This is a genomic window from Arthrobacter sp. FW306-06-A, assembly GCF_021870055.1.
Lineage (GTDB): Bacteria > Actinomycetota > Actinomycetes > Actinomycetales > Micrococcaceae > Arthrobacter.
The window spans coordinates 1,315,440-1,341,091 of sequence record NZ_CP084552.1 but is presented as its reverse complement, the minus strand read 5'-3'; the positions used below and the strand labels follow the sequence as shown (position 1 = coordinate 1,341,091).

Sequence of the window (25,652 nt, the reverse complement as noted above, 5' to 3'; positions counted from 1 at the left end):
GGACATGACCAGGAACGTTATTCGGAGCACCAGGATCAACGCCCCGGTGGACAGGGTGTTCTCATTTCTCAGTGACCCTACGAACTGGATGAAGGCTTTCCCCGGGGACAGCGACGTCACCCAACTGGACCTCAAACCCGGGGGCGAAGGCACCTCCGCGCGCTGGTCGCCAAGACATGGGGCATTCCCATGCACGTGACCCACCAGTACCGGGAAGTGGTTCCCAACAAGCGCATTGTTTCCGGCACATCGGTAGGGCCCACGCTCACCTTCACGCTGGAGCCGGTGGAGGCCGGGACCGAGTTGACCGTCGAGGAAACCCTGGACATCCCCGCACCCCTGGTCCGGGTACCCGCTCAGGCCCTGTTCGCACGGTGGGCGGAAACGGATATCCAAGGCATGGTTGCCAACGTCAAGAGCCTGGTGGAGGCCGGGATGAAGGCGTCACCCGAAAGCGAAGCGAAGTTTACGCAGAACCTGACATGGTCCGGCTCCGTCACCATCGACGCCCCGCTGCCGCAGGTCTTCGACCTGGTCAGGGATCCCCGCGTCTGGCTGGGCCCGGACGTGCAGATCTCGGAGTTGAAGACCACCCCCGAAGGTGTGGGCACCACCTTTCAGGCCGCGTGGAAAGTCCTGGGGATCCCGCTGAAGACAACGCACGAGTACACCGAGTTCACCCGAAATGAGCGCTTCACCTCCAAGGCGGCCCTTGGCCCGGTGTTCACGGTGGAAGTGGCACCGGCGAACGGCTGGACCAGGCTGAGCATGCGCTCGGACGTCGTACCCCGGAACATGGCAGAGGCCGCGGTTGACGCGCTGGTCATGAAAATCTCCGAGCGCAGCCAGACCGAGCTCCTGGCCAGCATCAAGGCGACAGCGGAGGCACAGGCCCGCTGAGGGCCCGCTCGCGAGAGGGCATGTGAGGGCAATGCCCCACCGGCGAACTGCCGGGAAGTGCCATCTCGCGGCGGTGGTTCGGAGTGCCGGTCCTAAGCTTGGTCCATGGACACCGCCAGCCACGCCCGGCATTCCTTCGGCTCACGGGCCCTGGAGGCGGTGCGGACGCTCACCCCTGGCTACTTCGCCATCACCATGGCCAGCGGCATCATCTCCGTGGGGCTTGAGCTGGAAGGATTCCATGCACTGTCGCTGGCCCTGCTGGTGGTGTGTGCGCTCTCCTACCTGGTGATCCTTGGGCTCAGCCTGCTCCGCCTGGCCAGATTCGCCGCCGACATCCGGGGCGACTTCCTGGATCCCGCCCGGGCCTTCGGTTTCTTCACGTTCATCGCCGGAACCAACGTGCTGGGCACCCGCCTTGGGATGGCCGGGTGGCAAGGCACGACGGCGGCACTCCTGGCGGTTGCGGTGCTCGCCTGGGTGGTGCTCGGCTACGTCGTGCCATGGACGGCAGTGCTGGGCAGGTCCGAGCGGCCGGTGGTCAAGGATGCCAACGGCTCGTGGTTCATCTGGTGCGTTGCCAGCCAGTCCGTGGCAGTAGCTGCGGCCTCGATCGAGCCCCTCGCCGCACCGGACTGGCGCGCCGCCCTGGCACTCGTCGCCGTCGTGGCCTGGTCGGTGGGGCTCATCCTGTATGCCGCAGTGGGAATCTTCGTCTCACTCCGGCTGATGACCTACCCCATCCGGCCGCAGGACCTGCGCCCACAGTACTTCGTTGCCATGGGCGCCATGGCCATCAGCGTCCTGGCGGGGGCCCGGATCGTTGAGATGGCCGGCGCACCGATGGTGGATGCAACCCGCGGGCTGGTGGCCGGAGCCTCCGTGGTGTTCTGGTCCTTCGCCTCATGGCTCTTCCCCGTGCTGCTCGCCGCCGGCTGGTGGCGGCACGTGGTCCACCGGGTGCCGCTGTCCTACGAGCCGGGCCTGTGGAGCGTCATCTTTCCGCTTGGCATGTATGCCGTGGCCGGGATCTACCTTGGCCGCGCCGACGGGCTGCCGCTGGTGGCCGCGATTGGCCGGGCCGAACTGTGGCTGGCGTTTGCGGCGTTCCTGGCCACGCTCGCCGGCATGCTCTGGCACTTGTGGGCGACGCTGCTCGCTCCATCTGGGCCGCGAACTGGCACTTAACGGCAATACCTCCGCCGGGCATTGCCGTTATCTGCCACTTCGCGGGAGGTGAGGGCTAGCCTGCCCGGGGTCCGGGCCCGTGCGTCTTTTGCCGCCCGTCGCGGTGGGCGAGGTAGGCGTACACCACCAGGGCCGCGCCAGCGACGATCATCACGGCCGGGAAGGCGAAGTCCGCCGGGATCAGGAGGGCCGTGGCCTGGAGAACGAAGATCAGTCCCATCACGGTCAGGATCGCGGCCGGGATTAAGGGCCACTTCATCCGTTCCGTGTGGTCGCTGGCCTCATCGATGCGGACGGGGATCAGGGATAGCACCCCAAAGGTGGCCGCCAGGCCCAGGAAGAGGATGGCAGCGGTGGGCGTGCCCTGAAGCTCCGGCGGGAGGGCGACGATGACCGTCAGGGTGAACATGACACCGGACGGGATCAGGGCCCACCAGTTACCCGGCTCCCGCAGGTAGACAGCGGCAAATCCAGCGCCCATGAAGAGGAACAGGAAGGCTGCCCCCCAGGCGCCGCCCGTGAGCTGCGTGGTAGTGATGACTGCCGCCAGGCCCAGGAACACGGACCCGGGGATGGCCGCCCACCAGTTCTCCCGGCGCCGGACATAAAGGGACAGGAACAAAACCCCGACGGCCGCGAAGATCAGCGGCGCCACGAAGGCCGCAGTATCCATGACGCCAAGTCTGTCCAGCAGCAACAGCACGCCCAACGCAATGAGGACGATGCCTGCGGTGATGCTAGCGTTTGCCGATTTCACCCTGTGCCTCCCGGGTCCGGCACGCGGCCGTACGCCGCGCTCTCCTGTTCAGGCTAGGACGGGGGTCCGGACCGGAAACAGGGCCCAAAGCCCCCGCCTCTCCATAGGCTACGCAGGGCCTGGTTCGAGGACAGGACTTTCAGCCCTATAGCCGGCCCCGGGGCGCTTGGCATTCTGTTAAAGGCGCCGTCCGGGTCCTCACATTGCGAGGCCGGAGCGGCATTCCCCATGAACCCAGTGACATTGCGCCGGAGGCACCGTCAAGGATGCCGCCGGCGTGCAGGCGCACCCTGCAGACTGGCTGGATTTTGAAAGGACCGGCATGTCCGCTGATATCCTCACGCTTCGCCCCGCCCAAGTATCGCAGGCGGAAGCGGCGCGCCGAAGGGCGATGCTGCTTCATCCTTCCAACTTCACCCCGACACCGTCAGCCGCGGGTGAAACGGATGAAACAGCGAAAAAAGTCGAAGAGCTTGCGAACCGGTTTGGCTGCCTCCAGAAGGAACTCATGGAGGGCGGAATGCCTGCCGACCAGGCACGGACCGAGGTGGCGCGGTCGGCGGCCCGGGACATTTGGGACGGGTTCGCGTCCCAGCTCCGCCGGCACCGGGCCGCCGGGCAGCAGATGGATGCCAACGTCCTGGCAGTCGCGCTGGCCTCGATCCAGTGCATGACCCAGGCCCTGCCCCGGCATCCGGGTGACCTGGGCTACGCCTTCCGCACGGTCAGCACCGCCCGGCGCCGCCTCCAGTACAACGGCGGGCTGCTGCACCGCCTGCACCCGCACCGCAATCCGGCCTTCCACGACGCCGTCGTCACCCTTCAGTCCCTGGAGCTCTTCCTCACCGGCCCGCAGCAGAAGGCTGCCTGAACGGGCGGGGAGATGACGACCATGGCCACAGCCGATGAGTACAAGGCAGTACACGGCGGTGATGAGCCGCCGGGCTGGCAGGACAGGGATCACGAGCTGGGGGACGGCGGGTGCAATGTCATCTCGAAGGACAAAGGCGGGGTGGTCGGCCGCTGGAGTTCGTGGGAAACTGCCAGCGTGGCGCTGAACCGGCTGCAGGAGCTTGGCGGGCGGTATGAGTACCGGCTGGAAGAGTCCCACCAGTGGGTGAAGGGACCGGACCACAGCACCACGTGTTCGGTTTGCGGCATTACGCGGGATCTTCCCGCTTCGGCCGGCACGGCGCTTGGAATCGAGTGGCCGTGAGTGCCGGATGGCTCACTGACGTTCCTTTCGGAGGGGCGGTTGCGCGAAGAGTGCAGCCGGGGAGGACATCGGTCCTACGAGAGCGTCTTGATGGATACACCAGCAGCACCCCATGAGCATGCCCAGTCCCCTGCGCCAATTCGGGTTTTCATCCTGAATGACCACAGGATGGTCCGGCAGGGACTTGGCGACATGCTCGAACATCTCGGCTTCGAAGTGGTCGGCGACAGCGGATCAGCAGCAGAGGCCATCCGGCTCATCCACATCCTGCAGCCGGACATCGCGGTCCTGGACGACAGGCTTCCGGACGGCACGGGCATTGAGGTTTGCCGTGACCTCCGCTCCGCCGCCCCCGGGGTGAAATGCCTGATCCTCACCAGCTGGGATCAACAGCATGCTGTTCGCGCAACGGTCCTGGCGGGCGCGTCAGGGTATGTCCTCAAGCGGATCGGCGACCACGACGCCCTGGTCAACAGCATCCGCGGCACTGCCGCAGGCACCCCGGTTATCCGGCCGGCTGTCAGGGAACGGGTGGCCGAAAGCCTTTACGCCACGGCATCCGCTCCCTGGCTGACAGGCATGACGGAAACGGAGCGGAACGTACTTGCCCTCATGGCCCGGGGACTGACAAACCGGCAGATCGGGCAGGACTTGATGCTGCCCGATGCCACCGTCGCCGGCCATGTGTCGTCGGTACTCCAGAAGCTGGGTTTCAGGCGGCGCGGCCAGCTGATCCCGGCGCCAATTCCCCGCGCGTGGGATCTCATGCCGCGTGGGATCTAACACACTGACACCTCGCCTCCCGAACGCCATGCCATACGCCGCCGTGGCGCACTGCACGGCCGGCCCTCACCCGGCGGCCGGCGCCGTCCACGTCACGCTGGTGCCCTCTCCGGGTGCGCTGTCGATGACGAAACTGCCGCCCAAACGCTCAGCGCGCCTTTTCATATTGTTCAATCCGCTGACCCGTTCGGGATCCTTGAAGCCGCGGCCGTGGTCGCGCACTGTGAGGACCACTTCATCCTCCTGAGCGGCAAGCAGGATGGAGATGTCCTCCGACCCCGAGTGCCGCACCGCGTTGCTGACACTTTCATGAAGTACGCGCAGGAGCTGTTCTGCAACGTCATCGCCCACAACGTCATCAACCGGCCCCGAGAGCTGGATCCTGGGGAGGAAGCCGGCAGCGTTGGCGGCTTCCTGGACTGCGCGCAGCACCCGGCCGCTGAGGAGTTCCTTGTCTGACTCCCGTGCCTGCAGGGAGTAGATGGTGTCACGAAGCTGGTGGATGCAGTCGTCCAGCTCCGCGGTGATACCGGCGATGCGGCGCTCATGCGCAGCCGGGTCGGAGGTGTAGCGGCGCAGGCCCTGGATGCTCAGCCCTGCTGCAAAGAGCCGTTGGATCACCAGGTCGTGCAGGTCCGCGGCAATGCGTTCCCGGTCAATGAACAACGCATGCTCTTCACGCAGTTGGTTTGCCTTGAGAAGGTCCAGCGTCAGGCCGATGCGTGACGCGAACACCGCGCTTTGTTCAACATCAACATCCGCGTACCGGGCTCCCCCAGGCCCCCTGGCCAGGATCAACACGCTGTCCCGGTGACCGTCACTGTTGCTGCCCAGGGCGGCCACCAGCACCGGCCCGAGCTTCTCTGCCGACGCCGGATCGAACACCTGGAGCGGATCGCCCAAGGCCTTGGACTCACCTGACTCCAGCACTTCGGACAGGACGGCGGCCGCGGGCAGGTCCTGTCCGCCCGGGACTGACTGGGCGCCCACCGAGGTGCGGCACTTGATGGTTCCATCCGGACCGACCGAAGCGATCACCCCCAGCACCGAGGAGGAGGCATTCAGCGCCCGCTCCGCGATCATGTCCAGGTTCTCGGTATCGGACCGCGGCTGGTCCTTGAGTCGGTCGCTGACTTCCATTCCCGCTTCAAGCCACCGCTGGCGGCGCCTGCTGTCATCGAACAGTTTCGCGTTTTGGATGGCCACACCGGCGGCGGCGGCCAGGGCAACAGCCAGGTCTTCGTCCTCCCCGGTGAATTCCTGGCCGCTGTTCTTTTCCGTCAGGTACAGGTTTCCAAAGACCTCGTTCCGCACCCGCACCGGGACGCCCAGGAAGGTGCCCATGGGCGGGTGGTTGGGAGGAAAGCCCACCGCGATGGGATGTTCGCCCAGGTCATGGAGCCGCAGCGGTTTGGGTTCGCGGATCAGCTCGCCAAGCACGCCGTGACCTGTGGGCAGATCGCCGATCACCCGTGCGCCGTCTTCATCAATACCCACCGTGATGAAGTGGCTGAGCTGCTGATCGTCTCCAATGACGCCCAGGGCCCCGTAGCGGGCCCCCACAAGTTCGCATGCAGACTGGACCAAGCGGTCCAGAACTGCTTCCAGGCTCAGGTCCTCGGTCATGGAGACCACCGCGCCGAGCAGGCCCTCGATGTGTTCCTGGGCCCGTACTAAATCATCCGCCCGCTCCACGAATTCCCGCAGGAGTTCCCGGGTACGCCGCCTGATGGGTTCACGCCACATGAAAAACGCTCCAAACTGAACGCATTCACGGCGGACTGCATCACCTTCGAATACATAAAGACGAGCCCCAGCGTCTCTTCCACCATGCTAACAACCCAGAGCCCTGCATGGGCTAAAGATTACGGAGGGGCCACCTCCGCCGGACTCTCCGCCCGGTGGCGGGCGCCCTGAGCGGAGGCACCCTGACGGGAATGCTGAACCGGAACGCCCGCCGGGAGATGTGGTGGGTGGCGCGCCGGCGCTGCACGGGCGGCGGCGGGGCGGGCAGCTGCTGCGCGCCGCGGGAGAAGAACCACTGCTTGGCGAATTCCACCAGCACCAGGTACACCACCACCATGCCCAGCAGGGCCAGGAAGAACGGCACCGGCAACGGGTCGAAGCCAAGAACCCCCGCCAGGGGTGACAGCGGCAGGAACACACCAAGGGCCACCACACCCAGGGACGCGGCGATCAGCCCGTTGGACGGCCGGCTGCGCAGGAACGGAACGCGCCGGGTGCGGATGGCAAAAATGATTAGGGTCTGGGTGGCGATGGATTCGATGAACCAACCGGCCCGGAACTCTCCCGGCGCTGCGTCGAAGACGAACAACATCAGGGCGAACGTGGCGAAGTCGAACAGCGAGCTGATGGGCCCAAAGAGCAGCATGAACCGCCGGATGAACGCGATGTTCCAATGGGAGGGCGCGCGCAGCTGCTCCTTGTCCACGCGGTCGCCGGGGATGGCCAGCTGGCCCGAGTCGTAGAGCAGGTTGTTCAGCAGGATCTGGCCGGGCAGCATGGGCAGGAAACTCAGCACCACGGAGGCCACGGCGGCGCTGAACATGTTGCCGAAGTTACTGGACGTGCCCATCAGCACGTACTTGATGGTGTTGGCGAAGATCCGCCGGCCCTCCATGACGCCGTCCGCCAGGACGCCCAGATCCTTGTCCAGGAGGACGACGTCGGCCGCGTCCTTGGCAACGTCCGTTGCGGTGTCGACGGAAATGCCGATGTCCGCCTTGTGCAGTGCCAGGGCATCGTTGACGCCGTCTCCCATGAAGCCCACCGCGCCGCCGCTTTGCCGCAGGAGGGTGATGATGCGCGCCTTCTGCTCCGGCGAGACGCGGGCGAAGATGGTGGCCGTGCGCGCGGCGGCGGCAAGGTCGGCGTCGGACATCCCCTCCACCTGGGCGCCCGTAAGCGTGCCGCCGGAAATGACGTCCAGGTCCGCGCAAACCTTCTCCGCCACCTTGGCGTTGTCCCCGGTGGCCAGCTTCACTGAGATGCCCAGGGCCTCCAGCCGGTCCAGCGACTGGCGGGCGTTGGCCTTGGGACGGTCCAGAAACACCAGGAAGCCGGCCAGGGTGAGGCCGGTTTCGTCGGCCGGGGTGAGCTTTGCCAGCCCCGCGGCAGGTCGGGTGGCCACCGCCACCACCCGGGCGCCGGCGTCGAACTGTTCATCCAGCATGGCCCGCACGGCCGCCGTCGTGGGGCCGCACAGGGCCAGCACATCCTCCGGCGCGCCCTTGGTCACGAGCTGCGCGGGGCCGTCCGCCTCACGGACCAGCACTGTGGTGCGGCGGCGCTGGTGGTCGAAACCGATCAGGTCCAGGCGCTCGAACCGCCCCGGCTGGAACGCGGCTGCGCCTGGGCTCTCCCACAGCGCCGCGTCCAGCGGGTTCTGGCCCGCGGAGGAAACCCGGGCGCCGGCGTAGTCCGCCTCGGTGGCCAGCAGGCCCAAAGTGAGCAGGCCGGCGTCAGACGTTCCAGCACTGGCGGGAAGCGCGTGCGTGAAGCTGATCTTCCCTTCGGTGAGGGTGCCGGTCTTGTCCGTGACCAGAATGTCCATGTCCCCCAGGTCCTCGATGCACACCAGCCGCTTGACCAGCACCTTCCGCTTTGCCAGCTGGCGGGTGCCGGTGGCCAGGCTGGTGCTGACGACGGCGGGAAGCAGCTGGGGCGTGATGCCCACCGCGATGGCCAGGGAAAACAGCAGCGATTCCAGCAGCGGGCGGTCCAGCAGCAGGTTGGCCACGAAAATCAGCGAGGTCAGGACCACGGCAACCTGCAGCAGGAGGAAGGAGAACCGCTTAAGGCCCAACTGGAACTCGGTCTGCGGCTGCCGTTCACCCAGGCCCAGCGCGATGCGGCCGAACTCCGCGCGGCCGCCGGTGGCAACCACCACGCCACTGCAGCCGCCGGACTGGACCACTGTGCCCATGAACACGCAGGAGGCGAGGTCCGCCAGGGAGGCACCGCCCGGAACCGGTGCGGGGTCCTTGGCCGCCGGCTGGGACTCGCCCGTGAGGATGCTTTCGTCGCAGTGCAGGTTGTTGGTGGTGAGGAGGCGGAGGTCCGCCGGAATAATGGCGCCCAGGGAGAGGTGCACGACGTCGCCCGGCACCAGGGCGGTCACGTCCACTTCCCGGGTGGTTCCGCCGCGCTGGACGGCAGCCTTGTGGGTGACGCGGGAGTGCAGCGCCTCGGAGGCGCGCTCGGCCCGGTATTCGTTGGCGAAGCCCAGCCCCACACTGGCCAGCAGGATTACCCCGATAACGATGGAGTTGGTGGCATCACCCAGAAACAGGGACAGGCCGGCGGTGACGATCAGGAGGATAAGGATGGGGCTGGCGAACTGCCGGCCCAGGACCGCCCAGGCATTGGCGCGGTGCGTACGGACGGCGTTGGGGCCCAGCTGCTCCAACCGGGCGGCCGCTTCCTCCTCGGTGAGGCCGCCCGGCCCGGAGCCCAGGCGTGCCAGCGCCTCTTCCGCGGTCAAGCCCGCGGCCTCGGTGATGGGCAGCTGGAGGGGGCTGCGCTCCCGGACGTTCAGGTCTGTCATGCCGGATCCGCTTTATTCCCGGGCGGCCCGGGGCTGTAGGCCGTTCCCAGGATGTGGGCCAGGGGCGGGTTGAACCGCCCTACAGCGAAGCCGAAGCGCTGGTTGTCGCGGACGCTGAACCCAGCCGCGGTGATAGCGGCGAGGGTGTCCCGGTTGAGGTGGCAGCCGCCCATGAACCGGCCCCACAGCGGGGTCAGCGCATCTTCGGCCCTGGCCAGGAACGGGTGCTCTGAGCGGACGTGCTCGTAGTAGGCCAGCGTCCCGCCGGGCTTCAGGACGCGCTGGATCTCCGCGAGCACGGTGGCCTGGTCCTTGACGCTGCAGAGAACCAGGCTGGCCACCACTGCGTCGGCGCTGCCGGTCTCCGCGGGGATGTGCTCGGCGGCCGCAGCGACCACGGTCACCGGAACGCTGGCGTCGGCTGCCGCCTGCTGCGCCACCCGGCGCAGATAGTCATCAGGTTCCAGGGCCAGGACGTGGGTGACGCTGGAGGGGTAGAGCGGGAAGGACGATCCCGCCCCCGCTCCAATCTCGATCACGGATCCGTGCAGCCCGGCGAGGATGCGGCGGCGGTGCTCCCCTGCCCCGCGGCGGTCCAGGCCGGCCACGGCGCGGGCGAACGCGCGGGCGAACAGCGGGTGTTGCAAGCGTTCCCGCCCGTCGTTGCTCGTCACCCTGCCCCGCCAAGCCCGCCGGAAAAAAACTGCCGTCACTGCTGAAGGCTGCTTGCAGCGACTTCGAATTCCTCCACCGACACAATCTCCGTCCTGTCCGCCTCACTGCTTTCTTCGCGGATCCTCGTGGCGTCCTGCCTGCTGGCCACCATCGCTTCTTCCGTGTCCCACAAGGTGATGGAGAGGGCTTTGTCCGTGCCTGTCCCGTTCAAGTAGTAGACACCTTTGCAACCCGGGATTTGCAGCACCCTGTCCACCACATTCCCCGTGTTGTCGGGCCGCGTTTCCGGTCCGGTCCTGTAAGTGCTGATTCTGGCGAACATGGCGGCTTCCTTCCTGGTTGCTGAATCGGTTTCATTTCAGGCTGAGCACCTCGTCAATCGGCCGGCCGTTGACGTACACCTGGGCGCTGGTGGCTCCGGACGCGGCCATGGCGGTGTACTCGAGCTGCGCCTTGGCCCGCGGGATGTCGCAGACGCCGCCGAGCATGAAGTTCCCGGAGAGCCAGATGCTGATGGTGCTGCCGTTAAGCTCCCCGCCCAGATACGTCAGGTTGGACTGGTACAGCACGTTGATCAGTCCGGACATACCCACATCGCGCTTCTTGTTGGCCAGCAGGGTCTCCACGCTTGGCCGCACCTGATCCGTGAACCTAACCGGGCCCGTGGTGGTGGCCACCAGGCTGTCACCGCAGCCTATCCGTGGGCCTGACACTCCGTTGTCATCCACCGCCACGTAGTAAATCGTCAGAGGGGCGGTTTGTTCGGGCAGGCCGGTGGGTTGGGGTTCCTGGGTGGGTTGGGGCTGGGGAGCAGGCGGCGGACCGGCGGGAGCGGACGACGGCGGCGGGGCAGCCGGGCTGGTGGGCGCGGCTGACGTGCTGGGCGGGGACGTCGGGCTCGCCGTCGTGCTGCCACCCGCCGTCGTGCTTGGACTGGTGCTGGGGCTCGCGCTGCCGGTGGGGCTCGCCGATGGGGCCGCGGAGCTGCTGGTCGGGGACGGGCTGGGCGGGCCAAAGCAGCCTGTGAGGAGCATCAGGCCGCTGAGTCCGAGAACGCCGAGTGCGGTAAGCCTGGGCTTTGTCATGATGCCCCCTTGAATGTGGGCCCCGCGGTTGCGGGACCCACATTCAAGCTACGCCTGAGGGTTACGGGGAAACAGGGACTTAAGTCCGAGCACCGCCGGCTAGGGATGCACCAGCACCTTCACCGCGGTGTCCTTGTGGTTGATCAGGGTGTCAAAGCCCTGCTCCACCAGGTCCTCCAGCGCGATGCGGCCGGTAATGAACGGTTTGAGGTCCACCTTGCCCTCCTGCACCATCTTGATCACGGCCGGGTGGTCGCGGACGTAGGCGATGGTGCCGCGCAGGTCGATCTCCTTGAGCACGATCTTCTGCATGTCCACGGTGGCCGGGGCGCCCCAGATGGACACGTTGACCACCACGGCGCCGGGCCGGACGGCATCGAGCATGGTGTCCAGCACCGCGTTCACCCCGGCGCATTCGAACGCGACGTCGGCCCCCGTCCCGCCGGTCAATTCGCGCACCCGCGCCGGAACGTCCTCCTGGCTGGGATCCAGGACGTGGTCGGCCACGCCGCTGGAGGTGGCCTTCTCCTTCCGGGCCTGGGTGAGTTCGCTGATGATGGTGGTCACGCCCATGCCCTTCAGGACGGCAGCGGTCAGCAGCCCGATGGGCCCGGACCCGCCCACCAGGGCAACATCGCCTTCCTTGACGCCGCTCCGGGCCACCGCGTGGTGGGCCACGGACAGCGGCTCGATCAGGGCGGCCTCATCCAGCGGGATGCCCCCAATCGGATGTACCCAGCGCTGGTCCACCACGATCTTTTCACTCAGCCCTCCCCCGCCGCCGGAAAGCCCGATGAACCCCATCTGCCGGCACAGGTGGTAGCTGCCCGCCTGGCACATGTCGCAGTCCCCGTCCACAAAGTAGGGTTCGACGACGACGTTGTCACCCACTGCCAGCCCCTCCACACCTTCGCCGATCCCAGAGACGGTCCCGGAGAACTCGTGCCCCAGGGTCACCGGGGATTCCTCGTGGGACAGCGGGTGCGGATGCCCCGGCGCCGGACAGAAGATGGGCCCCTCCAGGTACTCGTGCAGGTCTGTTCCGCAGATGCCGCACCAGGCGACGTCGATCTTCACTGCCCCCGCCTGCAGCTCCGGCTCCGGGATGTCCTCGATCCGGATGTCCTTGCGGGCGTGGAATCGTGCTGCCTTCATGATGGTCCTCCAATTGGGTTTCGACGGGCACAACCACCGGCTCAGCGGGTGTGGTGGCTGGGCTGCAGTTCGTAGACGGGTGTTTCCAGTCCTTCCATCCGTGCCTTGAGCTGCAGCGCGAGGTAGGCGGAGTAGTGCCGGCTCTGGTGCAGGTTGCCGCCGTGGATCCAGAGGTTGGGCACGTTGGTGGGCTTCCACATATTGCGCAGTTCCCCTTCCCACGGACCAGGGTCTTTTGGCGTGTCTGACCCGTATCCCCAGCACTTGCCCACCTGATCGGCGACTTCGGGCGAGACCAGGTCGGCCAGCCATCCGTTCATGGAACCGTAGCCGGTGGCATAGACAATCAGGTCCGCCTCCAGCTCGGTGCCGTCGTCCATGACCACGGCGTTGCCCGTGATCTTGGCGACCTGCCCGGACTTGAGCTTCACCCGGCCGTCGATGATCAGCTGGGAGGCGCCTACGTCGATGTAGTAGCCGGAGCCCCGCCGCAGGTACTTCACAAACAGGCCGGATCCGTCCACGCCGAAGTCCAGGTCGAACCCTGCTGCTTCCAACTGGGAGTAGAACTCCGCATCCCGCGACGCCATCTCCTGGTACACCGGCACCTGCGCATCGGGGAGGATGCGCATGGGCAGCGAGGCGAACAGCAGGTCCGCCTTCTCCGTGGTGACGCCGGCCGCGAGCGCCCGCTCCGAGTACAGGTCCCCCAGCGCCAGGTCCATGAGGGATTCACTGCGGGCGATGTGGGTGGAGGAGCGCTGGACCATGGTGACGTCGGCGCCGTGCTCCCACAGGTCGGCGCAGATATCGTGGGCCGAATTGTTGGAGCCGATCACCACGGCCTTCTTCCCGGTCCAGTCCCCGCCGCCGGGGTGCTGGGAGGAGTGCCGCTGCTCGCCCAGGAAGGTCTCCGCGCCGTCGAACGTGGGGATGTTCGGGTAACCGGAGACGCCCAGGGCGAAGATGAGCTGCTTGGGCCGGAGCGTCACCGGTTCGCCGTTGCGAAGGACGCTGACCTCCCATTCCTGCGTGCCGTCGTCGTACGCTGCCTTGACGCACTCGGTGCCGGACCAGTAGTTCAGCTCCATGATGCGGGTGTAGTGCTCCAGCCAGTCGCCGATCTTGTCCTTGGCGGCGAAGACGGGCCAGTCATCCGGGAACTTCAGGTAGGGCAGGTGGTCGTACCAGACGGGGTCGTGCAGGTGCAGGGACTTGTAGCGGTTGCGCCAGGAGTCGCCGGGGTTCTGGTTCTTCTCGATGATGATGGTGGGCACCCCCAGCCGCTTCAGCCGGGCAGCAAGCCCAATCCCGCCCTGGCCGCCGCCGATGATTACGCAGTACGGCTGCTCCTCGTAGCCCAGCCGGGCCTCCTGCTCCTCCTTGAGCTCTTTCCAGGATTTGCGCCCGCGGACGATCTGGTGCGCCACGCCCTGCTCGCGCCGAGGGCCCTTCTTCTCCTCGAAGCCCTTGAGCTCCTGCATGGTGGTCAGCAGGGTCCAGCACCTGCCGTTCCGGAGCCGGAGGTGGCCGTAGCCGCGGGCCGCGCCCGTCTCGAACGTGATCCAGGCTTCCACGTTCTCCGCGTCACCCGTGGCGTCCTCTGAGAGCGCCCAGTTGGACGGCTGGACCCGGTATAGCGTGGCCTCGAGCATCCGGCGGATATCCGCCTTGCCTTCCAGGGTTTTCAGGTTCCACGTGAATGCCACGAAGTCCCGCCAGTAGGTGTCGTCCTCGAAGAGTTCCAGCGCGGCGTCCACGTCGCGCCGCTGCAGCGCGTCATCCAGGCCGGATAGCCATGCCTGCGCGGCAGCGGTGGGTGTTTGGGTCATCTCCACTCCTTTGTGCTGTTCCTTGGGCTCCGCCTGCCCTGCGATATGCTGGACCGGGCGTGAGCTGCATCACTAGTGGAACTCGGCGGGGGTAACAGCGGCGTTACACGGATCCGGCAAGGGCGCCGGCTGTGAGGAGGAAACAGTGGACCACGGCCTGAGGTTTTCGGACCCGGCAACGTATGCACGGACGCTGCGCCGCGCGCATGAGCTGGTCATTTCCGGCGTCCCGCGGCCGGAGATTCCCACCAGCCTGGTCGATTCCTGGCACCGGTCCATGGCCTTGGGCATCAGCCCGGACCAGCACAGTCCGCGGCACCTGCATGAGGTGGCCGAGGTGTTGGAGCTGCGCCGGGAGCACCGGCTGCAACAGGTGATGCCCGCGCTGCACGACCTGCTGGCCGATGATTCCCGCACCGGCCGCCACCTCCTGGTGCTCACCGATGCCAGCGGCGAGATCCTCTGGCGTGTGGGCAGCCCAACCGTCCTCCGCCGGGCCGACCACCTGGAATTCCTTGAGGGCGCCGACTGGTCCGAGGCCGGTATCGGCACCAACGCCATCAGCGAGGCCTTGGTCACCGGCGGTCCGGTGCAGCTGTTCTCCGCCGAACACCTGGTCCGGACGCACCACGAGTGGGCCTGCACTGCCGCGCCCATCACGGACCCGGGCACGGGGCGGGTCCTGGGGGTACTGGACGTGTCCGGACCCTTGGACACCCTCAGCGCGGACACGCTGCGGATGGTGCGGTGCGCCGTGCGCGTGGCGGAGGCTTTGCTGGGAACGTCCGACGCCGGCACCTCCTTGGGAACTTCGTCTCCCCAGGGTGCGTCCCGGCGGACGCCGGTCCCTGTTGTCCGGCCGGCTGCCGCCGTCGAGTCGCTGGAACTGCTCGGTGACAAGCCGGCGGCGGTGTTTGACGATGGGAGCCGGACTCCCCTGACGCTGCGCCGGGCGGAGATCCTGGCGCTGCTGGACTCCCGGTCGCACGGCTGGTCAGCGGAGGAGCTGGCCTACGAGCTCTATGGCGACGCCGGAACGCCCCAAGCCATCCGGACCGAAATGTTCCGGGTGCGCTCGATGCTCGGCGGGGCCGTGGAGTCGAACCCCTACCGGCTGGCTCCCGGGCTGGCCGGACGTTCCGATGCGGGGCACGTGCTGCGGCTGCTGCGCGAAGGCCGGGTTGCCGAGGCGCTGGCGCAGTACCGCGCTCCCCTGCTCAGCCGCTCCGTCGCCCTCGCTGTCCAGCTGCTCCGGGACCAGCTGGACATGGCGGTGGGATCTGCGGTGCGGGCCAGCCAGGACGCCGGGCTGGTGGTGCGCTGGCTGTCCACGGACATGGGTTCAGCCGATCCGCTGGCCGTCAAGGCACTGGGCCGGCTGGTGGGCCGCAGCGATCCCCGGTACCTGACGTTCCACGCCCGGGCCGCGTGTTAAGCCCAGTCTTACTGCCGCCCCGGCTTGGTGGCGGCCGCGCTACTTCTTCTTGGTGACCTTGATATCGATGCTCAAGCCGTGGTTCCAACTGATGTGGATCGAAACGCTCGTGGTGCGCGCGATGGCCTGGTCCGTAACCTGCCCTTCGTCCGGCCCCGGCCCCACTTCCACGGCCAGGTCGGTGTGCACTTCCCGGAGGGCGGCCCGCACCAGCTCATTGTTCTGCGTGTGGATGCCTTCGGCGAATTTGGCAGCCGCGGCGGGATTTGCCGCAAGGGATGACATGGCGCTGATCATGGGCAGCAGGATGCGGCGGGCATCCTCGGCTCCGGCCAGTTCCTTCGCCGAAACGTGCGCTGCCCCGGTCGATGCCGCCGGCGTTTGGTGCCCTGCTTCTTCGGATTCCATGGCTTCCTTCCTTTGAACACAGCCTCCGCCACCGTGGCGGATGGTGGGTGCATTCTGGACCCGGCCCCTGCCCGGACTCAACAATCACTTATTGCAGACGGCCGATTCAGCACGACAGTTCTTGTCATGCCATTAACGCGTTGTTCATATCCTCCTCAAAGCCTGTACAGAAGCTGGAAATAGCTTGGGAGCCATGGACACCATCTCCCGTAGAACCCTCATCTCCGCCGGCCTCGGCACCGGCCTGGTCGCCGCACTGCCGGGTGCCGCCGTCGCCGTTTCCACCGCTGACGACGCCGGCCTCCGCGCCGATCCCTTCATGCTCGGCATCGCGTCCGGCGAGCCGTGGCCGGACGGCTTCGTGCTGTGGACCCGCCTGGCCCTGAACCCGGTGGCGGAGGACGGGCTGGGCGGCATGCCGGCCCGGCCCGTGGCCGTGCAGTGGGAGGTGGCCGAGGACCAGGGCATGCGGAAGGTGGTGGCCCGCGGCGTTGAGCAGGCGCGTCCCGAGTCCGCACACTCGGTGCACGTGGAGCTGCGCGGATTGAAGGCGGGCCGCGAGTACTTCTACCGGTTCCGCGCCGGCAAGCACCTCAGCGCGGTGGGCCGCACCCTGACCAGCCCGGCACTCCATGAGACGCCCGCGGCCCTGGCCATGGCGTTCGCCAGCTGCGCGCAGTACGAGCACGGCTACTTCACCGCGTACCGGCGCCTGGCCGAGGACCACCCTGACCTGGTGCTGCATCTGGGCGACTACCTGTACGAATACAAGAAGGACAGCTACGTGATCGGCGGCGGCAACCCGCGCGACCACGAGGGCCCGGAGACCGTCACGCTGGAGACCTACCGGCAGCGGCACGCCCAGTACAAGGCCGACGCCGACCTGCAGGCTGCGCACGCAATGGCACCCTGGGCAGTGGTGTGGGATGACCACGAGGTGGACAACAACTGGGCGGACGACGTCCCGGAGAACCAGGACGCCGGCCAGCTCAACGACAGCGTGGAGCACTTCCGGCAGCGCCGCGCGGCCGCGTTCCAGGCGTACTACGAGAACATGCCGCTGCGACCTTCATCCCTGCCCGCCGGCCCGGACATGAAGATCTACCGGAAGATCCAGTGGGGCCAGCTGGCCAACTTCCACATGATGGATACGCGGCAATACCGGGACGACCAGTTGGCCGGCGACGGCTGGAAGAAGAACGTCACCGAACGGCTCGCGGAGGACCGGACCATCACCGGCAGGGAGCAGGAAAAGTGGCTGCTGGATGGCTTCAGGAACTCCACCCAGCGCTGGGACATCCTGGGCCAGCAGGTCTTCTTCGCCGAGCGGGACCGGAACAAGGCGCCGGAGATCGACGACGTCTCCATGGACGGCTGGGACGGCTACGCGGCCTCCCGCCGCCGCATCACCCAGGGCTGGGTGGACGCAAACGTCCGCAACGCCGTCGTGCTCACCGGTGATGTGCACCGCCACTGGGCCAACGACGTCAAGGTGGATTACAAGGACCCGGCCGCCCCAGTGGTCGGCGCGGAGCTGGTCTGCACCTCCATCACCTCCACGGGTGACGGCAGCGGCTCCACCACGGACGCCACCATGGCCTGGAACCCGCACCTGAAGTTCTACAACGACAACCGCGGCTACGTGAACACCCGCATTACCCGCGACGCGATGACGGCCGACTTCCGGGTGCTGGACCACGTCACGACGCCGGGCGCCGCGGTTTCGACCAAGGCCTCCTTCGAGATCCGCGACGGCGTTCCCGGGCTTCAGGCGCGCGCCTGACCTTTCGCGAGTCCCGGCGGGACCTTCGGCACTTTTGGTGCCGGGGGTCCCGTGGCATTTTGGCGGCTATGGCTGGACGGCTACTTTCCAGGCGGGCAGGCCGCGGAACGGGGCGCCAGAGGCGGTGGCAGTTCCTGGCGGTATCGCTCTGCGCCCAGATGATGGCTTATCTCCTGTGGCGCCCGGCCATGCTGCGCTGGGGAACCGAGGGGACGGAAGCGGTGGAGCCCCTGCCCGGCGACAACCTCCAGCCCCGCCCTGCATTCCAGAGCACCCGTGCCATCAGCATCGACGCACCGCCGGAACGCGTGTGGCCCTGGATCGTGCAGATGGGAATTTACCGGGCGGGGTTCTACACGCATGACCGGGTTGAGCGGGCCCTGTTCCACGCCCGGTACGTCGAGGGGAAGCATTCGGCGACGCGGATCCACCCGGAGCTGCAGGACCTTAAAGTGGGCGACAAGGTCCCGTACGGCGCCGGCGTCTACTCCACCGTCTCCGAGCTTGAACCCAACAAACATCTGGTGGCGGGAGAGCAGTTCATCCTGCGGCCGCTGCCGGGTGACCGCACCCGCTTCATCATCCGGTACCGCGGCCCGGGATACCTCAGTGCCGCAGTCCGCGGCGCCGGTCCGGATGCTCCTGCGGTGACCCGGGCCCTGGCGTTCGCCCTCGAAAAGGTGCCCGGCGCGATGCTGCTGGCCCGCGCCGTCGACCTTTTCATCGGTGACCCCCTGCACCACTACATGGAGGTCGGCGTGCTCCGCGGGGTCAAGCAGCGGGCGGAGTCCTGAGGAACTCCAGGGCCTTGCCGGCCAGGACGTCGGGCCGGGGGTCGGCGATGAAGTGCCCCTCCCGCGCACCTGATCTACTACTTAGGCGGTGGCGACGTCTGCACTACTGCACCGCCTTTTGCGCGTTCACCCGGCCATAGGCCCAATACGTTCCGGTGCCTGCAACCTTGTCCGCCGTGGTTTCCAGGTCTGCCCTGATGGAGGTGTTCGAGGCCCCGGGATGCGAGCTCCACGCGAGCGCCGCCGCTCCTGAGACGATGGCCGAGGACATCGAGCTTCCGTTGCCCACGTCGTAACCCTGGGACCGGTTGTTCTGCGTGCCCAGCACGAAGGGATGGTTGGGGAAGGTGGAGTAGACATTGACGCCGGGAGCGGCGATATCCACCCAGCTGGCGCCGTACGTGGAGAACGACGCTTTGGCGTCGTTGTTGTCAGTGGCTCCCACCGCGATGACATGGGTGTACGCGCCCGGGTAGATCTTGGTCTGGTTCCCGCCGTTGCCGGCGGCCGCCACCAGCACCGCGCCCTTGTTCCAGGCGTTGTTGACCGCGGTTTCCAGTGTCCGTGATGCCCGCACACCCAGGCTCATGTTGATCACCTTGGCGCCGTTGCTGACCGCCCAGTTGATGCCGTTCGCCAGGCCGGAGCTGGAGCCGACCCCGTTGTCGTCCAGGACCTTGCCGGCCAGGATGGTGCAGCCCGGGCAGACCCCGGCCACGCCGATGGTGTTGTTGACAGTGGCCGCGACGTTGCCGGCCACGTGCGTGCCGTGCCCGTAGTAGTCCTCGGCCACGGGGTCCCCCGCTTTTGTGGCCGAGCCGCTGAAGTTGGCGCGGGCCACCACTTTGGGGGCGATGTCCGGGTTGTCGCTGGCCACCCCGGAATCCAGCACCGCGACCTTGATGCCGGTGCCGGTGGTCACGTTCCACGCTTCGACGGCGTCCACGTCCGCGTCCGGTGTGCCGGCGGGGATGGTGATGTCGCCTGCAGTGTTGGTGAATGACTGCCCGGTGTTCTGCAGCGCGTACTGGCGCGGGAAGTACTGGTCGGAGGTGAAGGCGGCCACCGGCTGGTCCGCTTCGGCGTACTCGACGGCGGGATCCCGGCTGAGCGCGTCGATGAGCCGGCCTTCGCTGCCGGCAGGCACACTGACCAGCCTGGCGCCCGTACTGCCGACGTCCGCGCCGGCCTCCAGGCCGCGCCGGTGCAGGGCGCCGGCGGCAGCACCGTCGTCGTGGAACTTTACGAGGATGTGCCCGGGCTGAGTGGACGTGCCTCCCGCAGCATTGGCGGGAAGGGCAAACGGGACGGGGCCAAGCATCATCAGTGCTGCCGTGAGGCCGGCGGTGAAGAGTTTTCTCATGCGGGCCATCTTGGCCCCACATGCTCGAACCCGGTAGGGGCGGGAGCCTCGAAAGTGCTCCGTTTCCTGCCAATGACGGCTCTGGCCCACGGTCCCGGCCGAACCTACACTGGCGGGATGGAAGCGGTGGTGAGGGGTGTGCCCGTCCATTTCGTTGAACACGGCAGCGGAACGCCCGTCCTTGCGCTGCACGGCGCCGGCGTGGACCACCGGGAGATTGCCGGCGGCCTGGAACCGATGTTCGGCAACATCCCCGGGTTCCGGCGCCTGTATCCGGACCTCCCGGGGATGGGCCGTACCCCGGCTCACCGCTCGCTCAACAGCAACGACGATGTGCTGGACCTCCTGCTGCACTTCATCGACAGCACGATCGGTGATGAACCGTTCCTCATCATTGGCCAGTCGTACGGCGGGTACCTGGCGCGCGCGGTTGCCCATTTGCGGCCCCAGGCGGCCGGGCTTGCCCTGATCTGCCCGGTCGGCGCGCATGCCGGCAGCGTGCCCAAGCACCAGGTCCTGGTGTCGTCGGCCCATCCCGCCGGCCTCGACGCGGAGATCGAAGCCTCTTTCCGCAGCTATTAAGTGGTCCAGACGGACGGGACGCTGAACCGGTTCCGGCAGCTTGTGGCTCCTGCGGCATCGCTCGTCGACGAGCCGGGGTTGGCCCGTATCTTCTCGCGCTGGGAGTTGCGGGATCGTCCGGAGTCGGCAGCGCGGTATCCGCATCCCGTGCTGGTTCTGGTGGGGCGGCAGGACGCCACCGCCGGATACGCCGATGGGTGGGCACTGGCGCGGGACTACCCGCGGGGCACCTTTGCCGTGCTAAACCGCGCCGGCCACGCCCTGCTGCACGAGCAGCCCGCGCTCGTCCAGGCCTTCCTCGCCGAATGGATTGAGCGGGTGCGCGAAGACGAGGCCGTGGTGCAGGGCGTCGCCCGTTTCCCCTGGCCAGGACGACGTCGGGCACCTCGGTGAGTGCCGCCGTCGTACTTACGCAAAGCCGTTGTGCGCCGTGGTGGCCGGGGCTACGATGCTCGCGGGGAGAGGTCCTTCGTCTCAGTGACAGACAAAAATAGGGGCCCACAATGACTGACTTCTTCACCATGCAACCAGGCGAGACCGCGCCTCCGCTCCCATCAGGACCTGTCCTGTGCGCAGGGACGGCCGGGATGCGGCGCATCCACCGCTTTTTCCTCTGGGCCTACGGTGAGGCCCCGGGGCTGGTGAGTTCCGTCCGTGCCGGTGACACTGCCCGGGCCGCCTATGTGGGGGAAGTGCTGGGGAACTTCGACAAGGTGCTCCACATCCACCACGAAGGCGAGGACCTGCTCATGTATCCGCAGCTGAAGGAGCGGGCGCCGGCCTGTGCGCTGCATGTGGGGCAGATGCTGGAGCAGCATCGGCAGGTGACGCAGCGGCTTGGGGCGATTGAGCCGGTGCGGCTGCGCTGGATGGACCGGGCGGATGAGGAGTCAGCGTCGGAGCTGGCCGCGCTGTATGAGGACCTGTCCCGTGTCCTCAACGTGCATCTGCGCCGCGAGGTAACTGAGATGATGCCCGTGGCGGACCGGGTGATGACCGAGAAGGAAATGAACGAGACGGGGCAGCACGGCATCCGGCAACTCGACAAGAAATTCCTGGTGGGCTACCTCGGGATGGTGCTGGCCACGAACCCGCCGGCGGACCGGAAGGAGCTGTTCAAGGAGATCCCTCCCCCGGTCCGGCTCGGCTACAAGCTGGTGGGGCGCCGGATGTACCGGAAGCAGTACGCCACCCTGTTCCCGGGGCGGCCGGTGCCGGAGACGCTTTAGCGAAGGAATATTACTCCGCTTGATGCCCATGCAGCCAGAGCAACACGGATCTAGTAAAATCTTTGGGTGCCTTCTCCAAGAAACCTCCCCTTTGGGCGCCGGCGCTTTTTGGAGTGGATAGGGGCAGCGGCCGTAACTGCCGGCCTGCCCAGCATGATTGCCCGTGCAACTGATCCGTTCCCCGCCGCCGCACCTGCCCCCGAGCCTTCCCCTGCCTACGCGAACTCCCGCTTCGTGAGCAGCAGCGGTAATGACGCCAGCCCGGGCACCCAGGACGCGCCCTGGCAATCGCTCGCGCGCGTTCGGTCGGCGCTTGAGGCCGGCGAAGTGGGCCGCGGCGACGCGGTCCTGCTCCGGCGCGGCGACGTGTTCCCGGGCTCGCTCCAAATGCCTGCCGTGAAAGGTCCCGCCGGGGTCTTCACGCTCAGCTCATACGGCACCGGGGCGCTGCCGCAGATCAACGGCTACAAGGTGAGCAGCGACGCCTGGACGCTGCACAGCCCCCAGGTGTGGAAGCTCAACCTGCGGCCAGGGTCCGGGCAGTTCAGCGGCAACACTGACGGAGCCTCCACCAACGTCGGCTTCCTGAAGGCCGGCGGTGAGATCCGCGGCTGGAAACGGTGGAGCCTGTCCGGGTTGGTGCAGGACTGGGACTTCTACAGCGACGACACCTTCGTGTACGTGAAGCTACCGGCATCTCCGGGTGCCGGGGTGGAGATCGCTGTCAAGCAGGAGGGGTTGCGGCCGGCCTCCAACACCGTCACCTCCGGGGTACACATCCTTGGCCACGGCGGCCACGGCGTCAGGACTTACGGCATCCAGGACGCAGAGATCAGCGGCTGCCTGATTGAGGAAATCGGCGGGTCGCGGCTCAAGGACACAACGCGTTACGGGAATGGCGTTGAGGTCTGGATTGGCTGCTCGAACGTGCTGGTCCAGGGCAACACCATCCGGCAGACGTACGACACGGCCACCACGATGCAGGGCAATATCGAGGGGCCCAGGGTTGCCTGGACGGACTGCCGGTTTGTGGGCAACACCATTGAGAACTGCAACCAGAGCTTTGAGATCTGGTCCCACGGAACGCCGGCTGCGGGCACCGGACACATCCGGTGCGCCTTCACCGACAACCAGTGCCGCGACGCCGGGTACTCCTGGGCGGCCAATATCCGTCCGGACCAGGCGGGGATGGGCACCCACCTGCTGACCTACGACGTGCAGCTGCCCTGCGACGTCGAGATCGCCCGGAACCAGTTCATCGGCGCCAAGGACAACTTCGTGCGCTCCAGCGGCAGCGGCCGGCAGATCCCGGCGGGCATCAGGATTCACGGCAACACCATTGCGCTGGCCAGCGGCCAGAAGATTGCGTACCAGAACCCTGAAACCATCGAGCAGCTCGATGCGTGGCGCTCGCGCACCGGCAACAGCCAGTCCTGACACCCGCCGGTACCTATTGAAGACGCGGCAGGCTCAGGGCGCTGTGCACCCCACTGCTTTGCAGGCGTTCACCCGGCCGTGGGCCCAGTAGGAACCGGTACCGGAGATGGGATCGGCCGTGGATTCCACCTTGGTACGGACGGATGCATTGGACGTGCCCGACGGCGTACTCCACACGAGTGCGGCAGTGGCGGCAACGATGGGCGAGGCCATGGAAGTGCCGCTGAGGATGTCATAGCCGGGTGACAGGTTGTTCTGCGTGCCCAGGACCGACGCATAGTTCGGCAGGGTGGAGTAGACCCTGACCCCCGGGGCGGCGACATCCACCCACCTGCCGTAGGTGGAGAAGGATGCCTTGGTGTCGTTGTTGTCAGTTGCTGCCACGGCTATGACGTTCGGATATGCACCTGGGTAGACCTGCGCCTGGGTATCGGCGTTGCCCGCCGCGGCGACGATTACCACGCCTTGGTTCCAGGCGTTGTTGACGGCAGCTTCGAGGGTTCGTGATGACACGTTCTGTCCAAGGCTCATGTTGATGACCTTGGCGCCCTTGCCGACAGCCCAGTCGATGCCCTTGGCAATGCCAGAGGAGGAGCCGGAGCCGCTGCTGTTCAGGACCTTGGCATCGAGGATGGAGCAGTCGGGGCATACACCTGCCACCCCAAGGGAGTTGTCCGCGGTGGCGGCCACGATGCCGGCGACGTGGGTGCCATGGCCGTACTGGTCGTAGTCCTCCGGGGTGAGGATTTGGGTGTCGCTGAAGTTTGCCCGGTCCACCACCTTGGACGAGATGTCCTCGTGGTTGATGGCCACGCCTGAATCGACGATGGCAACCCTGACACCGGCCCCCTTGGTGACGCCCCATGCTTCAACCGCATCCACATCCGCATCGTTCTTGCCAGCGGGCACCGTTACCGTGCCGGCGGTGTTCGTAAAGGACTGCCCCACGTTCTGGAGCGCGTACTGGCGGTCAAAGTACGGGTCTGCCGTAGTGGCGGTGACCAATTCGTCCGGTTCGGCGTATTCGACGGCGGGGTTGCGGCTTAGTACGGCGACGAGTTGGAGTTCCCTGCCGGCCGGGACCTTGATGAGGTGCGCGCCGGTGCTGCCGATCGGCGGGCCGTCGCTCAGCCCATGCTGGCCGAGCACCCCGGCCGCCGCGCTGTTGTCCCGGAATTTGACCATGATTTGTCCTGCTATGGGCGAGGACGGCACGGACACGTTGCCGGGAACGGCAGCGTTGCCCGGAACGGCGATCGTGATGGCGCTGAGCACCATCACGATCGCTGCGAGACCGGCTATGAGTACTTTTTTCATGCCGTCATCATGCGCCCCATGCGTAACAGCTGCATAGGGGGCAGCCCAAGACGGCTACTGCTGCGCCTTAGAGGCAGACGGGCTGGTAGGCCGGGTCCGCGGGGCCGGACGGCTGGGCCAGGGCGTTGCCGACGAGCTGGTGCACCACGGGATCGTTGGGCGTCTGGTCGTGCTCGATCACGTCCGCCGGGCACTTGTCCTGGATGGTGATGTTGGTGACCTGCCGCGTGGAGCCGTTCAGGAACTGGCTGTTGTACGGGATCACCACCTCGTCGTGGATGGTGGAGATGACGGTGTAGGCGGGGCCGGCGACCGTATCGCCGATGGAGTTCAGCTCCTGCATGAACGGCGATCCCGCCTGCTGGTCTGCACAAGCGGCACACCCGGCGGCGGTGTAGTCCGGCGTGGGCACCAGATCCGGAGGCGGAAGGATCACGCCCTCAGTGCCGTGGTTGGATGGGGCGATGCCGACGAGTTGATGGACGTACTTCGCCCCGCCCAGGAAGCCCATGTAGTACCGGGGCATCATGCCGCCCTGGCTGTGGCCCACCAGGTCCACCTGCTTGGCACCCGTGGCGGAGCGGACGGCGTCCACGAACGGTGCAAGTTCCTTGGCGGAATCTTTGACGGGAGCCGTGGCGTAGACGCCGTTGGTCTGGCCATAGTTCAGGGCGAAGACGCAGTACCCCTGGCTCTTGAGGTACGGAGACATGGTGGACCAGTTCTTCTCCATGCTCTCGAACGTGCCCGGCACCAGGACCACGGGATACGGATGTGCTGCTGACGGTTTACAGGACCAGTCGTTGGCTCCCGGCGGCGAGACGTCAACGGCATGGGCGGGAGCGGTTACCAGGGACGTGGCGAGGAGTGTACCGGCCGCGATGGAAAGGGCCCGGGTAAGGAGTGACATGGAAACCTCTTTGTTCGTCTGTCTTCGGGGACGGCCGGAGCTGATGGTTTTGGGGGTGTCCATCAGTTCCGGCCCGGGTTTTCCATGCTGGCAGCGCTGCGGCTCCTCTGCAGCGGAAGTGCACGAACGTGCGGCGGAAAAGGTCTGGTGCTGCAGCGGCTGTCACGACTCGTTTGTGACTCGGAACACAGCGTTGTTACTGGTGAGTAGGTAGTTTGGGTAAGGCCCTGCGTTGG

General features: G+C 66.8%; 25 protein-coding genes. 13 read left to right on the top strand and 12 right to left on the bottom strand.

Features of this window, described 5'->3' with window-relative positions:
- The first annotated feature begins 189 nt into the window (after nt 1-189).
- Together LFT49_RS06230 and LFT49_RS06225 are read left to right on the top strand one after the other, a co-directional pair.
- Nucleotides 190-900, top strand: a complete 711-nt coding sequence (locus LFT49_RS06230; protein ID WP_236801446.1) for an SRPBCC family protein — start codon at nt 190-192, stop codon at nt 898-900.
- A 105-nt stretch (nt 901-1,005) separates the two neighbouring features.
- Complete coding sequence (locus tag LFT49_RS06225; protein ID WP_236801444.1) at nt 1,006-2,088, top strand: tellurite resistance/C4-dicarboxylate transporter family protein; 1,083 nt, start codon at nt 1,006-1,008, stop codon at nt 2,086-2,088.
- Between the two features lie 55 nt (nt 2,089-2,143).
- Here the strand turns inward: LFT49_RS06225 and LFT49_RS06220 are convergent, their stop codons facing one another.
- Nucleotides 2,144-2,845, bottom strand: a complete 702-nt coding sequence (locus LFT49_RS06220) for a hypothetical protein (RefSeq protein WP_236801442.1) — start codon at nt 2,843-2,845, stop codon at nt 2,144-2,146.
- Between the two features lie 322 nt (nt 2,846-3,167).
- On the opposite strand from LFT49_RS06220, the gene LFT49_RS06215 reads away from it, so the two are divergent.
- From LFT49_RS06215 to LFT49_RS06205, 3 genes are all read left to right on the top strand, one after another.
- Complete coding sequence (locus tag LFT49_RS06215) at nt 3,168-3,716, top strand: hypothetical protein (RefSeq protein ID WP_236801441.1); 549 nt, start codon at nt 3,168-3,170, stop codon at nt 3,714-3,716.
- Nucleotides 3,717-3,737: 21 nt separating this feature from the next.
- On the top strand, nt 3,738-4,061 hold the full coding sequence (locus LFT49_RS06210) for a hypothetical protein (RefSeq protein WP_236801440.1): 324 nt from the start codon (nt 3,738-3,740) through the stop codon (nt 4,059-4,061).
- A gap of 90 nt (nt 4,062-4,151) precedes the next feature.
- On the top strand, nt 4,152-4,844 hold the full coding sequence (locus tag LFT49_RS06205; protein WP_237430083.1) for a response regulator: 693 nt from the start codon (nt 4,152-4,154) through the stop codon (nt 4,842-4,844).
- A gap of 66 nt (nt 4,845-4,910) precedes the next feature.
- On the opposite strand, the gene LFT49_RS06200 is transcribed toward LFT49_RS06205, so the two are convergent.
- From LFT49_RS06200 to LFT49_RS06180, 5 genes are all read right to left on the bottom strand, one after another.
- The gene (locus LFT49_RS06200; protein WP_236801437.1) at nt 4,911-6,590 is read right to left on the bottom strand and encodes a GAF domain-containing sensor histidine kinase; all 1,680 of its coding nucleotides are present in this window, start codon (nt 6,588-6,590) and stop codon (nt 4,911-4,913) included.
- Between the two features lie 112 nt (nt 6,591-6,702).
- On the bottom strand, nt 6,703-9,411 hold the full coding sequence (mgtA, locus tag LFT49_RS06195; RefSeq protein WP_236801436.1) for a magnesium-translocating P-type ATPase: 2,709 nt from the start codon (nt 9,409-9,411) through the stop codon (nt 6,703-6,705).
- Nucleotides 9,408-10,085, bottom strand: coding sequence for a class I SAM-dependent methyltransferase (locus tag LFT49_RS06190; protein ID WP_237430082.1), 678 nt, complete (start codon nt 10,083-10,085; stop codon nt 9,408-9,410). Before LFT49_RS06190 ends, mgtA begins: the two co-directional genes overlap by 4 nt.
- 35 nt (nt 10,086-10,120) lie before the next feature.
- The gene (locus LFT49_RS06185) at nt 10,121-10,408 is read right to left on the bottom strand and encodes a hypothetical protein (protein WP_236801434.1); all 288 of its coding nucleotides are present in this window, start codon (nt 10,406-10,408) and stop codon (nt 10,121-10,123) included.
- Between the two features lie 31 nt (nt 10,409-10,439).
- Nucleotides 10,440-10,814: a hypothetical protein gene (locus LFT49_RS06180; RefSeq protein WP_237430081.1), complete on the bottom strand. Its 375-nt coding sequence runs from the start codon at nt 10,812-10,814 to the stop codon at nt 10,440-10,442.
- A 64-nt stretch (nt 10,815-10,878) separates the two neighbouring features.
- Between LFT49_RS06180 and LFT49_RS06175 the strand changes: the two genes are divergently transcribed.
- Complete coding sequence (locus LFT49_RS06175) at nt 10,879-11,184, top strand: hypothetical protein (protein ID WP_237430080.1); 306 nt, start codon at nt 10,879-10,881, stop codon at nt 11,182-11,184.
- Between the two features lie 86 nt (nt 11,185-11,270).
- On the opposite strand, the gene LFT49_RS06170 is transcribed toward LFT49_RS06175, so the two are convergent.
- Nucleotides 11,271-12,326, bottom strand: a complete 1,056-nt coding sequence (locus LFT49_RS06170) for a 2,3-butanediol dehydrogenase (RefSeq protein WP_237430079.1) — start codon at nt 12,324-12,326, stop codon at nt 11,271-11,273.
- A gap of 41 nt (nt 12,327-12,367) precedes the next feature.
- A complete protein-coding gene (locus LFT49_RS06165; protein WP_236801429.1) occupies nt 12,368-14,158 on the bottom strand; it encodes an NAD(P)/FAD-dependent oxidoreductase in 1,791 nt (596 codons plus the stop codon).
- 145 nt (nt 14,159-14,303) lie between these two features.
- On the opposite strand from LFT49_RS06165, the gene LFT49_RS06160 reads away from it, so the two are divergent.
- Complete coding sequence (locus LFT49_RS06160) at nt 14,304-15,593, top strand: GAF domain-containing protein (RefSeq protein WP_237430078.1); 1,290 nt, start codon at nt 14,304-14,306, stop codon at nt 15,591-15,593.
- Nucleotides 15,594-15,632: 39 nt separating this feature from the next.
- Here the strand turns inward: LFT49_RS06160 and LFT49_RS06155 are convergent, their stop codons facing one another.
- Nucleotides 15,633-16,001 carry a hypothetical protein gene (locus tag LFT49_RS06155; RefSeq protein WP_236801427.1) on the bottom strand — a complete coding sequence of 123 codons (369 nt, stop codon included), beginning with the start codon at nt 15,999-16,001 and terminating at the stop codon, nt 15,633-15,635.
- A 193-nt stretch (nt 16,002-16,194) separates the two neighbouring features.
- On the opposite strand from LFT49_RS06155, the gene LFT49_RS06150 reads away from it, so the two are divergent.
- Entirely contained in the window at nt 16,195-17,784 is a 1,590-nt protein-coding gene (locus LFT49_RS06150; protein ID WP_237430077.1) for an alkaline phosphatase D family protein, read from the top strand.
- Nucleotides 17,785-17,852: 68 nt separating this feature from the next.
- Nucleotides 17,853-18,578 carry a hypothetical protein gene (locus LFT49_RS06145; protein WP_236821543.1) on the top strand — a complete coding sequence of 242 codons (726 nt, stop codon included), beginning with the start codon at nt 17,853-17,855 and terminating at the stop codon, nt 18,576-18,578.
- Nucleotides 18,579-18,681: 103 nt separating this feature from the next.
- Here LFT49_RS06145 and LFT49_RS06140 read toward each other — a convergent pair whose 3' ends face one another.
- Nucleotides 18,682-19,941 (bottom strand): S8 family peptidase, encoded by a 1,260-nt coding sequence (locus LFT49_RS06140; protein WP_236801422.1) that lies wholly within the window; start codon nt 19,939-19,941, stop codon nt 18,682-18,684.
- 117 nt (nt 19,942-20,058) lie between these two features.
- On the opposite strand from LFT49_RS06140, the gene LFT49_RS06135 reads away from it, so the two are divergent.
- From LFT49_RS06135 to LFT49_RS06120, 4 genes are all read left to right on the top strand, one after another.
- Nucleotides 20,059-20,523: an alpha/beta fold hydrolase gene (locus LFT49_RS06135; RefSeq protein ID WP_236801421.1), complete on the top strand. Its 465-nt coding sequence runs from the start codon at nt 20,059-20,061 to the stop codon at nt 20,521-20,523.
- A 105-nt stretch (nt 20,524-20,628) separates the two neighbouring features.
- Complete coding sequence (locus tag LFT49_RS06130) at nt 20,629-20,916, top strand: alpha/beta fold hydrolase (protein WP_237430076.1); 288 nt, start codon at nt 20,629-20,631, stop codon at nt 20,914-20,916.
- Nucleotides 20,917-21,026: 110 nt separating this feature from the next.
- Nucleotides 21,027-21,752, top strand: a complete 726-nt coding sequence (locus tag LFT49_RS06125; protein ID WP_237430075.1) for a hemerythrin domain-containing protein — start codon at nt 21,027-21,029, stop codon at nt 21,750-21,752.
- Between the two features lie 66 nt (nt 21,753-21,818).
- A complete protein-coding gene (locus LFT49_RS06120; protein ID WP_237430074.1) occupies nt 21,819-23,189 on the top strand; it encodes a right-handed parallel beta-helix repeat-containing protein in 1,371 nt (456 codons plus the stop codon).
- A 33-nt stretch (nt 23,190-23,222) separates the two neighbouring features.
- On the opposite strand, the gene LFT49_RS06115 is transcribed toward LFT49_RS06120, so the two are convergent.
- Nucleotides 23,223-24,506, bottom strand: coding sequence for a S8 family serine peptidase (locus LFT49_RS06115; RefSeq protein ID WP_237430073.1), 1,284 nt, complete (start codon nt 24,504-24,506; stop codon nt 23,223-23,225).
- 67 nt (nt 24,507-24,573) lie between these two features.
- The gene (locus tag LFT49_RS06110; protein ID WP_236801416.1) at nt 24,574-25,416 is read right to left on the bottom strand and encodes an esterase/lipase family protein; all 843 of its coding nucleotides are present in this window, start codon (nt 25,414-25,416) and stop codon (nt 24,574-24,576) included.
- Nucleotides 25,417-25,652: the final 236 nt, after the last annotated feature.

Bases quoted from the DNA above. Each gene is read 5' to 3' on its own strand.
- LFT49_RS06225 (WP_236801444.1), top strand. From the start codon at position 1,006: ATGGACACCGCCAGCCACGCCCGGCATTCCTTCGGCTCACGGGCCCTG.
- LFT49_RS06145 (WP_236821543.1), top strand. From the start codon at position 17,853: ATGGCTGGACGGCTACTTTCCAGGCGGGCAGGCCGCGGAACGGGGCGC.
- LFT49_RS06155 (WP_236801427.1), bottom strand. From the start codon at position 16,001: ATGGAATCCGAAGAAGCAGGGCACCAAACGCCGGCGGCATCGACCGGG.
- LFT49_RS06210 (WP_236801440.1), top strand. From the start codon at position 3,738: ATGGCCACAGCCGATGAGTACAAGGCAGTACACGGCGGTGATGAGCCG.
- LFT49_RS06110 (WP_236801416.1), bottom strand. From the start codon at position 25,416: ATGTCACTCCTTACCCGGGCCCTTTCCATCGCGGCCGGTACACTCCTC.
- LFT49_RS06170 (WP_237430079.1), bottom strand. From the start codon at position 12,326: ATGAAGGCAGCACGATTCCACGCCCGCAAGGACATCCGGATCGAGGAC.
- LFT49_RS06165 (WP_236801429.1), bottom strand. From the start codon at position 14,158: ATGACCCAAACACCCACCGCTGCCGCGCAGGCATGGCTATCCGGCCTG.
- LFT49_RS06140 (WP_236801422.1), bottom strand. From the start codon at position 19,941: ATGAGAAAACTCTTCACCGCCGGCCTCACGGCAGCACTGATGATGCTT.
- LFT49_RS06115 (WP_237430073.1), bottom strand. From the start codon at position 24,506: ATGAAAAAAGTACTCATAGCCGGTCTCGCAGCGATCGTGATGGTGCTC.
- mgtA (WP_236801436.1), bottom strand. From the start codon at position 9,411: ATGACAGACCTGAACGTCCGGGAGCGCAGCCCCCTCCAGCTGCCCATC.
- LFT49_RS06205 (WP_237430083.1), top strand. From the start codon at position 4,152: ATGGATACACCAGCAGCACCCCATGAGCATGCCCAGTCCCCTGCGCCA.
- LFT49_RS06135 (WP_236801421.1), top strand. From the start codon at position 20,059: ATGGAAGCGGTGGTGAGGGGTGTGCCCGTCCATTTCGTTGAACACGGC.
- LFT49_RS06200 (WP_236801437.1), bottom strand. From the start codon at position 6,590: ATGTGGCGTGAACCCATCAGGCGGCGTACCCGGGAACTCCTGCGGGAA.
- LFT49_RS06230 (WP_236801446.1), top strand. From the start codon at position 190: ATGCACGTGACCCACCAGTACCGGGAAGTGGTTCCCAACAAGCGCATT.
- LFT49_RS06185 (WP_236801434.1), bottom strand. From the start codon at position 10,408: ATGTTCGCCAGAATCAGCACTTACAGGACCGGACCGGAAACGCGGCCC.
- LFT49_RS06150 (WP_237430077.1), top strand. From the start codon at position 16,195: ATGGACACCATCTCCCGTAGAACCCTCATCTCCGCCGGCCTCGGCACC.
- LFT49_RS06125 (WP_237430075.1), top strand. From the start codon at position 21,027: ATGACTGACTTCTTCACCATGCAACCAGGCGAGACCGCGCCTCCGCTC.
- LFT49_RS06215 (WP_236801441.1), top strand. From the start codon at position 3,168: ATGTCCGCTGATATCCTCACGCTTCGCCCCGCCCAAGTATCGCAGGCG.